This window comes from Xylanibacter rarus, assembly GCF_001275135.1.
GTDB classification, from domain to species: Bacteria; Bacteroidota; Bacteroidia; order Bacteroidales; family Bacteroidaceae; genus Prevotella; species Prevotella rara.
Genome location: NZ_LFQU01000008.1, coordinates 30,544 through 45,085, shown reverse-complemented (window position 1 = coordinate 45,085; position 14,542 = coordinate 30,544). Strand labels below are relative to the sequence as shown.

Annotated in this window: 8 protein-coding genes and 1 pseudogene; 7 read left to right on the top strand and 2 right to left on the bottom strand. The window is 44.1% G+C overall.

The features are described from left to right. Nucleotides 1-4 precede the first annotated feature (4 nt). Together ACU52_RS05735 and ACU52_RS05730 are read right to left on the bottom strand one after the other, a co-directional pair. Entirely contained in the window at nucleotides 5-1,564 is a 1,560-nt protein-coding gene (locus tag ACU52_RS05735; protein WP_021854631.1) for a sensor histidine kinase, read from the bottom strand. A gap of 396 nt (nucleotides 1,565-1,960) precedes the next feature. Beyond that, nucleotides 1,961-4,123, bottom strand: coding sequence for an elongation factor G (locus tag ACU52_RS05730; protein ID WP_053398087.1), 2,163 nt, complete (start codon nucleotides 4,121-4,123; stop codon nucleotides 1,961-1,963). Between the two features lie 158 nt (nucleotides 4,124-4,281). On the opposite strand from ACU52_RS05730, the gene hemW reads away from it, so the two are divergent. The 7 genes and pseudogenes from hemW to ACU52_RS05700 all read left to right on the top strand — a co-directional run bounded on the left by hemW (nucleotide 4,282) and on the right by ACU52_RS05700 (nucleotide 14,413). Further along, nucleotides 4,282-5,406 carry a radical SAM family heme chaperone HemW gene (gene hemW / locus ACU52_RS05725; RefSeq protein ID WP_053398086.1) on the top strand — a complete coding sequence of 375 codons (1,125 nt, stop codon included), beginning with the start codon at nucleotides 4,282-4,284 and terminating at the stop codon, nucleotides 5,404-5,406. Between the two features lie 439 nt (nucleotides 5,407-5,845). Then, a complete protein-coding gene (locus ACU52_RS15040; protein ID WP_156316886.1) occupies nucleotides 5,846-6,016 on the top strand; it encodes a hypothetical protein in 171 nt (56 codons plus the stop codon). 301 nt (nucleotides 6,017-6,317) lie between these two features. Then, complete coding sequence (locus ACU52_RS05720; protein WP_053398085.1) at nucleotides 6,318-8,279, top strand: ABC-F family ATP-binding cassette domain-containing protein; 1,962 nt, start codon at nucleotides 6,318-6,320, stop codon at nucleotides 8,277-8,279. Nucleotides 8,280-8,312: 33 nt separating this feature from the next. After that, nucleotides 8,313-10,352: a M13 family metallopeptidase gene (locus ACU52_RS05715; RefSeq protein ID WP_053398084.1), complete on the top strand. Its 2,040-nt coding sequence runs from the start codon at nucleotides 8,313-8,315 to the stop codon at nucleotides 10,350-10,352. 211 nt (nucleotides 10,353-10,563) lie between these two features. Then, nucleotides 10,564-11,481: a homoserine O-acetyltransferase MetA gene (gene metA, locus ACU52_RS05710; RefSeq protein WP_053398083.1), complete on the top strand. Its 918-nt coding sequence runs from the start codon at nucleotides 10,564-10,566 to the stop codon at nucleotides 11,479-11,481. Next, nucleotides 11,474-13,346 (top strand): annotated as a pseudogene (locus ACU52_RS05705) (peptidase U32 family protein). The gene metA and the pseudogene ACU52_RS05705 overlap by 8 nt, the downstream one beginning before the upstream one ends. Nucleotides 13,347-13,456: 110 nt before the next feature. After that, nucleotides 13,457-14,413, top strand: coding sequence for a zinc ribbon domain-containing protein (locus tag ACU52_RS05700; protein ID WP_053398082.1), 957 nt, complete (start codon nucleotides 13,457-13,459; stop codon nucleotides 14,411-14,413). Nucleotides 14,414-14,542: the final 129 nt, after the last annotated feature.

The following is a 14,542-nucleotide window of genomic DNA, read 5'->3' as shown; positions in this document are numbered from 1 at the left end:
TTTCTTATTTTTTAATTATAGGTAATGTTATTATAAAATTCGTTCCTTTTCCTTTTTCGCTTTCTGCATGTATTTCACCCTTATGCAGTTCTACGATTTTCTTTACATATGCCAAGCCAAGGCCAAAGCCTTTGACATCATGCACATTTCCGGTATGAACACGATAGAACTTCTCAAAAATCTTTTTAAGATTCTCTTTTTTTATGCCCAATCCGTTATCTCTAACCGACAAGTAAAGATGCTCTTTGTCATTCCATGTATTAATAAACAATTCTACCGGTCGCTCAGGATCACGATATTTAACAGCATTGTCCAACAAGTTGAAAATAACATTCGTAAAATGCATCTCGTCAACATAGATTGTCGGTTCCGTTGCATTCAGTTTTGTCGTTATATGCCCTCCTGTATGTTCTACACGCAATGTAAACGTATTAGCTACATTTTCGGCCAACTCATTCAAATTAAGCTCTTTCTTTTTAAATATGGCTTTCTTGCGGTCAAACATTGACATCTGCAACACCTTTTCTACAAGGAAGCGCAAACGCTTCGACTCGTCATTAATAACTCCTCCCAGATGCTTCATCATAACAGGACTCTTAGTTACGCTTTCATCATTGAGCATCTGTGCAGCAAGAGAAATACTGCTTATAGGAGTTTTTAATTCATGAGTCATATTGTTTATAAAGTCATTCTTTATCTCAGTATAACGTTTCTGTCTGAATATAACTACGATTGTAAAAATAAATGTCACCAGCAACACAACAGTAAACGCAATAGAAGGAATCATAAAACGTACACTGCTGAAAATATAGCTGTTCATATCAGGAAAGTGTATCTTGACAATTCCAGCCTTCGATGAAGGATCATTTCTGAATAATGCCTGCGAATAAGTATATTCCTCACCTTCATCCGTATAGTCAGGGCATCTGTATACTTCTCTTCCGTCTTGTGTCGAAACCGTAAAATGATAGGCAATATCAATACCATTGTTCATCAGCTCCGTCTTAATGTCCTGATCAAGCATCTTGAAGTTTATACGCTCCTTCAACGGTTTTTCTGAAGCAGTATAAAGTATGCTGTAAACGACCTCGTCAAGCAAAGCTTTCTGATAGATATAACGGTTTTTCACAATTTCCCTCATTGACTTTGTTGCCTCTGATATCGAGTTCTTGTCATTACGCAGAATCATCGCTTTGGGCATTGAGGACGGTTTCATCGTTATCGTTTTTAATTCAAAAGACGAATACATCGTACCGTTTTTATCAACAACAGAGTATTGATGTGAATGCTGGACAGTGCCATCCATTTCACCCGAACGAGTTCCAACTGAATCTTGTTTGAATGCACGGCGTTCTGTCGCGTTAACATCCTTTTCAAGATACCTTAATGTCTCATTCAGTTCCAAGTTACGGGCAGCCTGAGACAGAGCCTTTGTTACAGACTCGTCAAACTGTTCTTTCTTCATGTGCACCATCTCTTCAATATATTTTATTTGCATAAAGAGCAGCACAAGGAAAGAAAGTCCCATCACGATTGCTACTGTCCAAATTGTTGCTTTTTTCATATTGGCAAATATATGGTAAAAATAAATAAAGCCAAATTATTTTGTTAATTAATTATTCAAAATTTATCTATATTAACCAAATAACCATACGATAATTAATAATTATCAAGTTAAAGGCCTTCACAAAAGTTCTTGCAATTAAACAGAACAGCATGAAGAATAATTGTAAAGAACTATAAGGTTATATATAGTGCAATGACATTCATGATATACCAAGGAAACTGCATTATATAAAAAGAATAAAACAGACTTTATATACAAGCAGGAAACGACATAACACTTATAAAAATAGCAAGATTACAATAAGCTATAATTTTTCAAACAAACTATTCAACATGCAATATCAGCATAAAAAAACAGCCGTGGGATTTACTCCACACGGCTGATTCATTATTGTTATTCGTCTTTATCAGCAAGTTCTGCCTCATGCTCTTGTATCAGAGCCTGTTGTATGTCGTTAGGAACAAGCTCGTAACTTGCGAACTTCGTGGTAAACGAAGCACGTCCGCCTGTAATAGAGCTCAGCGAGATAGAATAGTTTGCAAGTTCCTTCAAAGGTATCTTAGCCTGCAGTTTCTGATAACCGGCTTCGCTGTCCATACCCATGATGAGGGCACGACGTCCCTGCAAGTCGCTCATGACATCACCCATAAAGTCTGCCGGAACATAAACCTCAAGGTCGTAAATAGGCTCAAGAATCTTCGGACCAGCATTCTTAAATGCATCAGAGAAAGCATGGCGAGCTGCCAACATGAATGAAAGTTCGTTACTGTCAACCGGGTGCATCTTTCCATCATAAACAACAACACGTACGTCACGTGCGTAGCTTCCCGTCAGAGGTCCCTGCTCCATACGCTCCATAATACCCTTCAAAATAGCAGGCATAAAGCGTGTATCAATAGCACCACCGACAACAGAATTGATGAACACAAGCTTGCCGCCCCACTCCAGGTCAACAACTTCCTTACTCTTGATGTTCATCTTGAACTCCTGACCGTTAAACTTGTACATTACAGGATCAGGCATACCTTCTGCATAAGGCTCAACAATAAGGTGCACTTCACCAAACTGTCCTGCACCACCCGACTGTTTTTTATGGCGATAGTCTGCGCGTGCAGCCTTTGTGATGGTCTCACGATAAGGAATCTTGGCATCAACAAACTTAACCTGCAGTTTCTCATTATTCTCAAGGCGCCATTTTAGTGTACGCAAATGGAACTCACCCTGACCATGAACTATTGTCTGCTTCAGCTCCTTGCTCTGCTCTATTACCCATGTCGGATCTTCCTGTCTCATCTTCAACAAAGCAGCCATCAGTTTTTCTGTGTCAGCCTCATTGACAGCCTTAATGGCACGAGAATACTTAGAGTTAGGATATTTTATGAAGTCGAATCTATTATCACAATCCTTTCCATTAAGAGTGTTGCCTGTCTTCACGTCCTTCAGCTTAACAGTACAGCCAATATCACCGGCATTAAGACAGTCAACAGGCTGACGGTTAGCTCCTGCACAAACATAAATATTTGCAATGCGTTCTTTTGAGCCACGGTCGGCATTGCTTAAATCGTCGCCGGCCTTAACGCATCCGCTCATAACCTTGAAGTAAGAAACTTCTCCGATATGAGGCTCAACGCCTGTCTTAAAGAAGTAAATAGATTCAGGTCCTGAACTTTCTGCAGCAACTTCCTCACCACGTGTGTTATGAACCTTAGGCATTTCGCTTACAAACGGAACTACGTTGCCCAAGAATTCCATCAGGCGGTGAACACCCATACTCTTTCCTGCGCAAACACAGAAAACAGGGAATATAGAACGTGTAACCAATCCCTTACGTATACCTTCACGCATTTCGTCCTCTGTGAGAGTTTCCTCCTCAAAGAATTTCTCCATAAGAGTTTCATCGTTCTCTGCAGCGGCCTCCACAAGAGCCTTATGAAGTTCCATTGCCTTGTCCATCTCCTCTGCCGGTATATCCTCTATGATAGGAGCACCGCCTTCGGGCTTCCATGAATATTTCTTCATCAGAAGGACGTCAATAAGGGCATTAAAGCCTGGACCTGTAGTTATCGGATATTGTATCTGGACGCATTTCGGACCATAAATGTCCTGCATGCTACTTATTATCGAATCGAAATCACACTTGTCGCTGTCAAGCTGGTTTACAAGGAAGATAACCGGCTTCTTCAGCTTCTCAGTGTATCTGAAGTTATTCTGTGTGCCAACTTCAGGACCATACTGACCATTGATTAATATAACAGCCTGGTCAGTAACGTTAAGGGCTGTGATGGCGCCGCCGACAAAGTCGTCAGAGCCCGGGCAATCTATGATATTAAGTTTTTTATTGTTCCACTCTACATTAAAAACAGTTGAAAATACCGAGTAGCCGTATTCTTGTTCAACAGGGAAATAGTCACTTACTGTGTTTTTTGCTTCTACAGAACCGCGGCGCTTAATCAGTCCGCTCTCATATAACATAGCTTCGGCAAGAGTAGTCTTGCCTGAGCCCGCACTGCCAAGCAAGGCAATGTTTTTAATCTCGTTAGTTTGATAAACTCTCATATTATTATAGATTTAAGTTAATAACTTATGTTGGCCTCTAAGTTACGATTTTTTGCGCAAACAAGCAAAAGAAAACACAAAAAAGCGTCAAAAAATTAAAACATATTAGTAATTTTGCATTAAAATAAAGAAAACGAAACTGAAACATCTAATAAACAATGGCCGGCATATACATCCATATACCCTTCTGCAAGAGCCGCTGCATTTATTGCGGTTTCTACTCGACCACACTTCTTGACTTACGCAAGAAATACATAAATGCGGTTTGTCGCGAAATGGAATTAAGGAAAAACTATATACGCGAACCTTTCTCCACTATATACCTTGGCGGAGGCACGCCTTCGTTGCTGGACGAAGCTGAACTTACCAAACTGTTTCTATATATAAATAATGTGTATGACGTGGATAGAAATGCCGAAATAACAATGGAGTGCAACCCTGATGACATCACTCCGGAGTTTACAAACATGCTAAGCCGTCTGCCTATAAACCGTGTAAGCATGGGTGCGCAGACATTTGCAGACAGCAGACTCCGTCTTCTACACAGACGACACAACTCTGACGAAGTGAAACATGCCGTAAAATTGCTGAGAAAAGCAGGCATCAAAAATATAAGCATCGACTTGATGTTTGGATTCCCTGACGAAAGTTTAAGCCAGTGGAAGGAGGACATATCTGCCGCTTTGGCTCTAAACGTAGAACACATCTCGGCATACAGTCTTATGTATGAAGAAGACACGCCATTGTGGAAAATGCTCGACACAGGCAAGGTAAAAGAGATTGACGAAGAACTGAGCCTGACAATGTTCAAAGAGCTTGTATGCCAACTTACGGATGCCGGATATGAACATTATGAAATAAGCAACTTTGCACGTCCAGGATATCGCTCACGTCATAACAGCAGCTATTGGCATCAAGTGCCATATATCGGTCTTGGCGCAGCCGCTCACTCGTTTGACCTTAACTCCAGACAGTGGAATGTGGCCGATTTAAAACTATACATCGAGGAAATTAATAACGGCATCATTCCTATGGAGCGTGAAGAACTCGACAACGACACAACATTCAACGACATCATAACCACTGCCCTACGCACATCAGACGGGATTGATCTAAACGCCATGGAAACGCGTTTGGGTAAAAGATACAGAAACACGCTTATTTCTGCCGCCGGCAAACATATTGAGCAAGGACTACTAGAGATACAGCACGACCGGCTAAGACTTACATCCGAAGGCATCTTTATCAGTGACATGGTGATGAGCGACCTTATGATTGTTTAGTCATGCATTCTCATGTGGCAACCGGTAATAATATTAAGGAAATTATGGCATAAACAAAACTCAAGCATTTTCATCTGTTCCTACGTGGACAAAACAATAAAATCATAATATACCATTTCAGCACCTTGCAAAGCAACGTGCTGCCAATTTACTAAAAGACATTACAGAATGTCACTGCTGTTTTGTATGAGTTTTTAGCTAGAATAGAAACAAGATGAGACAAAAACAGCCGGAAGGCAGTAAACAATATTTACAAAGCCTTTAAAAGGCTATGTTTTATGATGCAAAAAGCATCGTATTACACCACAAAACACTATGTATTTACGTTCAAAAACAAGTCTTTTTCATATCAAAAAACAGCTTATTATAACTGTTTCACATCAGTTTCCATTGCACACAACCCGACATTCTCGCATAGTTCATTGTAATGCAATAACTTATGGATGCACACGAATTAGGCCAATTTTCACGTCCAAATGATTTTATTTTCAAAATAACTCAGCCTGAAGAGGTCTGCAAAAATCAAATTGAAAGAAAACAAAAGACAAAAGCATCAAAAAGTAAAACCAAAACAGAAAGTCCAAACGGCCAAAAGTTCTATGCGACATAAACCATTATCATAAATCAATGACATGAAACATCAACATATAAACATATTCAGCATGTATAAAAGAATGGCAACCAACTATTACTAAGATAACGGATTATATACGACAGGCCTTTACATTTACCATTTTGAACAGACAAAGGAAAGCTTTAATCGGTCGAATGTTCCTCATAGCGGCATCCTTTTTCTTGCTATTGTTTGGTTTTAAAGATAAAATTATTTAATTTTGCCACCTAAAGCAATAGTAATACGCCGAATAAGCCTAACACGGCTGACAAATAGTAAGCGTAAAGAAACGAAAAGAATGATTTCAGTAGAAGGACTAAAAGTAGAATTTGGCGTTAAGCCGCTCTTCAGCAACGTCAGCTTCGTAATTAATGACCGCGACCGAATCGCACTGGTCGGAAAAAACGGAGCAGGCAAATCTACTATGCTGAAGATTCTCTGCGGCATGCAAAAGCCAACTGCGGGCGTCGTGGCTGTACCAAGTGGAACAACCATAGGCTATCTGCCGCAGGTGATGATTCTTCAGGATGACACAACAGTACGTGAAGAGGCGCGTAAGGCCTTCGCCGGAAATACGGAAATGAAGGCAAGGCTCGACAAGATGAACCAACAACTGGCAGAACGCACCGACTATGACAGTGATGAATATATGGCTCTAGTTCAGAAGTTCACCCAAGAGCACGAAAGATACATGATGATGGGCGCAGAGAACTATGAAGCTGACATAGAGCGCACTTTGACAGGTCTTGGATTTGAGCGTTCGGACATGTCACGTCCTACAAGCGAGTTTAGCGGAGGATGGCGTATGCGTATAGAGCTGGCAAAGATTCTTTTGCAGAAACCGGACGTTCTGTTGCTAGATGAGCCTACCAACCATCTCGACATTGAGAGCATACAATGGCTCGAACAGTTTCTTGCACAAAGCGCAAAAGCCGTGGTTTTGGTAAGCCACGACCGTGCATTCATCAACAATGTGACCAACCGCACGCTCGAAATAAGCTGTGGCAAGGTGGTTGACTATAAAGTGAAATATGACGAGTACGTGAAACTCAGAGCCGAACGACGCGAGCAGCAACTGCGTGCCTACGAGAACCAGCAGAAGGAAATAGCCGACATAAAAGATTTCATTGAACGCTTCAGGTACAAGCCCACAAAGGCTGTACAGGTGCAAAGCCGCATAAAGCAGCTCGAGAAGATTGTGCCTATAGAAGTTGACGAAGTGGACAACTCGGCAATGCACCTCAAGTTCCCCTCATGCCTGCGCAGCGGCGACTATCCTGTAATATGCGATGAAGTGCGCAAGAATTATGGCACTCATACCGTGTTCGACCATGTAACACTCACAATAAAACGTGGCGAGAAGGTGGCCTTCGTAGGAAAGAACGGAGAAGGAAAATCAACACTCGTGAAATGTATAATGAACGAGATTCCATACACAGGGACGCTTAAGATTGGCCACAACGTTCAGATTGGCTATTTTGCCCAAAATCAGGCACAGCTGCTTGACGAGGAGCTTACTGTGTTCCAGACAATAGACAATGTAGCCAAAGGAGATATCCGACTAAAGATTAACGACATACTCGGAGCTTTTATGTTCGGAGGCGAAGCATCTGAGAAGAAAGTGAAAGTGCTCAGCGGTGGCGAACGCAGCCGACTCGCAATGATAAAGCTCCTGCTCGAACCGGTTAACCTGCTGATTCTCGACGAGCCGACTAACCATCTCGACATGCCGTCGAAGGATGTCCTAAAAGAGGCCATCAAAGCTTTTGACGGCACGGCCATCATTGTAAGCCACGACCGCGAGTTCCTCGACGGACTGGTAACCAAGGTCTATGAGTTTGGAGATGGAAAAGTAAGAGAGCATATCGGCGGAATATACGACTTTCTACAGACTCATAACATCGACTCACTCGACTCTCTTGGTCATCACCAAGCAACGACAACGATACAACAGCCTGCAAGCTCAGGAAACTCAACATGCAATGAGCAGCAACAGGCTGAAAACTCGGCCAAGCAATCGTATGAAGAACGCAAAGAGCAACAGAAGAAAATACGTAAGGCTGAAAAGGCCGTAAAGGACTCTGAAGCAAAAATCGAGACGCTTGAAAAGCGTCTTAAGGAACTCGACGAAATGCTATGTCAACCCGAAAGGGCCAGTGACATGAAGCTGATAAACGAATATACATCTGTAAAGAAAACTCTCGATGAAGAAGTTGAGAGATGGGAGCAGTTGTCGGAAGAACTTGAAAAATATATGTAACAGACAAATACCATCAACTTAAATTAAAAAATTATGAAAATGAAACACATTATCCCAGCAGTGCTATTTGCCTCTGCCTCACTGACAGCAGGCGCACAGGCACAGCTGACGTCGGGAATCGACCTGAAGAATCTCGACAACAGTGTCAGACCAGCTGATGATTTCTATCAGTACGCATGTGGCGGATGGATGAAAAACAATCCGCTGCCCGCAGCTTATTCACGCTTCGGAAGCTTTGATCAGCTCGGACTCGACAACAACAAACGCGTTAACACAATCTTGAGCGACCTGCTGAAGAAAGAATATCCGCAGGGCACCACAGAGCGCAAGTTAAGCGACTTCTACAAGCTTGCAATGGACTCTGTGCGCCGCAACAAGGAAGGCGTAAAGCCTGTTATGCCGCTCATAAATGAGATAGAAAAGGCCAAGACCGTGGCTGACCTCCGCAAGGTGCAGCTTAAATATGCTACATTCGGCTATGGAGTGCCTATGGGCATCGGATTTGGAGCTGATGAAAAGAACGCCACAATGAACATCCTGAATATATATCAGGGTGGTATATGCCTCGGCCAGAAGGAATATTATCTTGACACAGACCCCGCAACAACAGCCATAAGAGAGGCTTACAAGAAGCATATTGAGCGCATGTTCAAACTCTTTGGTTTCTCTGACGCTGCAGCCAAGAAGAAGATGGAGAGCATCATGAAAGTAGAAACTGCGCTGGCAAAGGTTTCTAAGTCAAGCACAGAGCTGCGTGACGTTGCTGCCAACTACAACAAGATGACTATTCAGAACTTTGAGAGCAACTATCCTCACGTAGGCTTAACACAACTTCTGAACGCAGAAGGCGTAAAGAGCGAGTACTTCAAGGAACTCGTTGTAGGTCAGCCTGCTTTCGTAAAGGGTGCAGACAAGATTCTCTCTGAGATGACAGCAGACGAAATGCGTGCTTATATGGAATGGGATGTTATCCTCTCAGCAGCAGGCTACCTGAGCGATGACGTAATTGCTGCCAACTTCGACTTCTTCGGAAAGACAATGTCTGGCCGTAAGGAAGACCATCCACGTTGGAAGCGTGCAACAAGTCAGGTAGAAAGCCAGATGGGTGAAGCTCTCGGCAAGATGTATGTTGAGCGTTACTTCCCCGCATCTTCAAAAGAGCGTATGGAAAAGCTCGTAAAGAACCTGCAGATTTCTCTTGCTGAAAGAATCAAGGCTCAGGACTGGATGAGTGACGACACAAAGAAGGCTGCACTCGACAAACTCGATGCTTTCTACGTAAAGATCGGTTATCCAAATAAATGGAAAGATATGTCAGGCCTGACAATCGACCCCAAATTGTCTTACTATGAGAACGTACAGAACTGCCGCAAGTTCTGGAACGAGTGGGACATCAACTATCGTGCAGGCAAACCGGTTGATAAGGATGAGTGGTTCATGACACCTCAGACCGTCAATGCATACTATAATCCGACAACCAACGAGATTTGCTTCCCGGCAGGAATCCTGCAGCGTCCTTTCTTTGATCCTGAAGCAGACGATGCATTCAACTATGGTGCCATCGGTGTTGTTATCGGCCATGAGATGACTCACGGATTCGACGATCAGGGACGCAACTATGACAAGAACGGAAACATGATTGACTGGTGGACAGCCAGCGACGCTGAAAACTTCAATAAGCGTGCACAGGTTTGCGTTGACTTCTTCTCTGCAATCAAAGTTCTGCCTGACCTCAATGCCAACGGTAAACTCACACTTGGCGAAAACATTGCCGACCACGGCGGTCTGCAGGTTTCATACAATGCATATAAGAACGCCACAAAGGACGCTCCTCTGAAAGAGATTGACGGCCTTACAGCCGACCAGCGTTTCTTCTTGGCTTATGCAGGCGTATGGGCTGCAAACATTACAGAAGAGGAGATACGTAACCGTACAAAGAGCGATCCTCACTCTCTCGGCGAATGGCGCGTAAACGGTGCACTGCCACATATCGACGCATGGTACGAAGCTTTCAACGTTAAACCTACAGACAAACTTTATCTGCCGGCAGACAAACGAGTAAAACTTTGGTAATTTCACCTCAGTGACAACATCGTTGAAGACATGTTGAATTAATCAAGCCTGAAAGTAGGCTGATATCTTATAGCCCCATGGAAACTTTCCCATGGGGCTTTTTTATATGACAAACTTCATCCCCACAAAAGTTTTTCGGTGCCAATCATACGCTATATCGTTTTTTTTATGTAAGTTTGCCACACGTTAATGAGAAAGAGAGAATAAAAAGATGCCATTACGAATACCAGACAAGCTGCCGGCAATAGACATTCTTAAGAAAGAGAATATCTTTGTCATGGACAGTTCCAGGGCTCACACGCAGGACATACGCCCTCTGCACATCGTCATATTAAACCTCATGCCTCTGAAGATTACGACAGAGACCGACTTGATACGTCTGCTGTCGAACACACCACTACAGATGGATATAACCTTCATGAAGCTTAAAAGCCACACACCGAAGAATACTCCAATCGAGCACATGATGGCTTTTTATAAAGACTTTGACGTTCTGAAAGACAAAAAGTTCGACGGAATGATCATTACCGGTGCACCTGTTGAGAACTATGCTTTCGAAGAAGTGACATATTGGGAGGAAGTAACTAAAATTTTTGCATGGGCACGCAATCATGTCACCAGCACATTATATATATGCTGGGCTGCACAGGCAGGGCTCTACTATCATTATGGCATACCCAAATATCCACTGCCAAAGAAGATGTTCGGTGTGTTCAAGCAACACACACTCATGCCGCTTTTACCCATATTCAGAGGCTTTGACGACTTTTTCTACATGCCACAGAGCAGACACACAGAGATACGCAAACAGGATATTGAGGCAACTTCAGGCTTACAGCTCATAGCCGAGTCAGCTGAAAGCGGTGTAAGCATAGTGATGGCCCGCGGCGGAAGAGAGTTCTTCATAACAGGTCATCTCGAATATTCACCTGATACACTCGACAAAGAATACCGCCGCGACATAGGCAAGCGTGACGATGTGGAGATGCCTGTAAACTACTATGCAGACGACAACCCGGACAATCCTCCGTTGGTGCGCTGGCGGGCTCATGCCAATCTCCTTTTCAGCAACTGGATTAACTATTACGTATATCAAGAAACCCCTTACGACATAAACAAAATTGAGTAAAGCTATAGAACTTTTGGCTCCGGCCAAAAACCTGGAATGCGGCATAGCCGCCATCGATCACGGAGCAGATGCCGTATATATAGGAGCAAGCCGCTTCGGAGCAAGAGCCGCAGCAGGCAATACCCTCAGCGACATCAAGGCACTATGCGAGTATGCCCACACGTTCATGGCCAAAGTCTACGTGACTGTGAACACCATTATCTATGACAATGAACTTTGTGCCACCAAAGAGCTTATATCGCAACTATATGAGGCTGGTGCAGATGCCATACTGGTACAAGATATGGCTCTAGCCTCAATGATTGCCTCTGGAGGCGGACTTCCGCCTATACCCATCCATGCCAGTACGCAGACTGATAACCGTACAGCAGATAAAGTAAAATGGCTAGCCTCACAGGGATTCAGCCGTGTCGTACTTGCCCGTGAACTCTCGGCAACAGAGATCGCACAAATTCACAAAGCCGTGCCGGACGTCGAACTCGAAGTGTTTGTCCCATGGTGCCTTGTGTGTAAGCTATTCAGGACAATGCTACGCTTCGCAGTATTGTTTTGGGCGCAGTGCCAACAGGGGCGAATGCGCCCAGTTCTGTCGCTTAAAATTCGATTTAGAGGATGAACACGGCAACGTCATTGAACGCGGACGCCACTTGCTGTCACTCAAGGACCTATGCCTCATAGACCGCCTTGAGACACTGCTCGACAGTGGAGCTACATCGCTCAAGATTGAAGGCAGGCTAAAGGATATAACATATGTGAAAAACGTAACTGCAGCCTATAGCCGCAAGCTTAACGATATAATAGCACGCAGCAACGGACGCTACTGCCGCGCTTCGCTCGGCCGCAGCTATTATACTTTTGAACCAAATCTTGATAAGACATTCAGTCGAGGCTTCACCCACTATTTTGCAGATGGACGCAGCGCTGACATGAGTTCACCACTCACCCCAAAGGCTATAGGTCAGTATGTGGGCACGGTAAAGTCAATAAACCGCAACGATATTACCGTAGCTGGCACTGCAGCCTTTTCCAATGGCGATGGTCTGTGCTTTTTCAACGGAAATGATGAGCTGCAGGGATTCAGAGTCAACAGGGCACAAGGCAACACCATATTCCCTCAAAGGATGCCTTCCGGATTGAGTCGCGGCCAGGCTCTCTACCGCAACAGCGACCAAGCATTCGAGAAACTTCTTACGGGCAAAAGTGCCGAACGCAAGATAAACATAACAATGAGTCTGAAAGAATCTGCCCCAGGCAACATAATACTGACGGCAACTGCCGACAGTGTCAGTGCCATTACAGAGTTACAATGTGAGCCGCAAACTGCGCAGAAGCCACAGACCGACAATATTGTGCGTCAACTGACACGACTTGGTAACACACCTTTTAAGTGCACCGACGTGTCAGTTCCACAAGATGGAATAAAAACGTTTATACCATCGAGCCTCCTGTCTCACATGAGACGCGACATTATCCAAAAACTGGAGCAAGCCCTCAGACAGGCTACAGCAGACGCACGCACGGAGGCAAGTAGCAAAGCGGCAAATACAAAAACAGAAAAAGGCGGCAGCAACACATATCCTGCAGCCTATCCGTATCTGTATAATGTTGCCAATAACAAGGCGGCAGAATTCTACAAGTCGCAACAAACTAAAGCGATACCAGCCCCAGAGATCAACATGCCGCCACACGCCCTGCTCATGCAGTGCCGCTACTGCCTGCGTCATGCTCTGGGCATGTGCACACGCCAAGGCGGACAACCACATAGTCTCAAAAGTCCCCTATACCTGCGCATGACAGACGGCCGCCGTTTCAAACTGCAGTTTGACTGTGCACGATGCCAAATGAACGTCATTGCCGACAAGTAGATTTAATCCAGTCTCCTTCCCGACAAGAAACACTCGCAATACATAGCCATGCAACAAACAAAAAAAAATACGCCGCTAAAGCCCTATACACCTGTATACTGGCAATCCTTATGATACTGACATCCACGCTGTCGTCATGCTATCACAACACAGGGCGCAGTAAAACCAAGACGGTAGCTACTGCACAGCCAGACACTGCCGCTTTTGAACGCATCCACCACTATTCGTTAAACTACAACTTCGTAGTGAAGACAGACTCGCTTGTACTGCTGCGCCAGCAGCCAGAAGAATTGCTTAACGGTATGCAGACCGACTCTGTATCCGTCTACAAGCACGACCATATCGTCGTTGCCGACATCAGAGTAATGCCATCTACAACTGCCGACTCTGTATGGATACAAGTAGCACGTGACCAAGAAACCTTCGGTTGGACACGCGAGCAGATGCTATTGGCTTCAACTGTACCCAGCGACCCAATATCACAGTTCATATCAATATTCTCCGATACCCACCTTCTCATCTTTCTTATCGTCATCAGCACAATATCCGTGGCATATCTTATGCGCACCCTACTGCGCCGCAATGCTAGAATAGTTCACTTCAATGACATAGGCACATTCTATCCCACGCTGCTAGCCCTCACCGTGGCTACAGCTGCAGTCATCTACTCAAGCATACAGAACTTTGAGCCAGACACATGGCGCCATTTCTACTTCCATCCCACGCTCAATCCCCTAAATGTACCACCCGTCCTAGCCATCTTCTTGGCTGCCGTATGGACTATGCTCATTCTTTCTCTGGCTGTAGCCGACATTGTACGCCGCCTTTTGCCACCGGCGGAAGCTTTACTATACCTCTGCGGACTGGCTGGCATCTGCGCCGCAAACTATATAATATTCTCTATAGCCACGCTTTATTACATCGGCTATCCACTCTTGGCCGCATACACCTACTTTGCCGTAAAAATCTACTTCAAACGTGCTAAATGCAACTACACCTGCGGCAAATGTGGAGCAGGTCTAAGACACAAGGGTATTTGCCCACAATGCGGAGCAATGAACACGTAGACAAATAACTTAAGAATTGTAAAATGTAAGCAGATGTTTACGGCAAAAAACTAGGCCACTTTTACTTTAAAAGTGGCCTAGTTTTTTGCCGTAAACGATAGGTTAATAATTTGAGCCCAAAGTATGTCA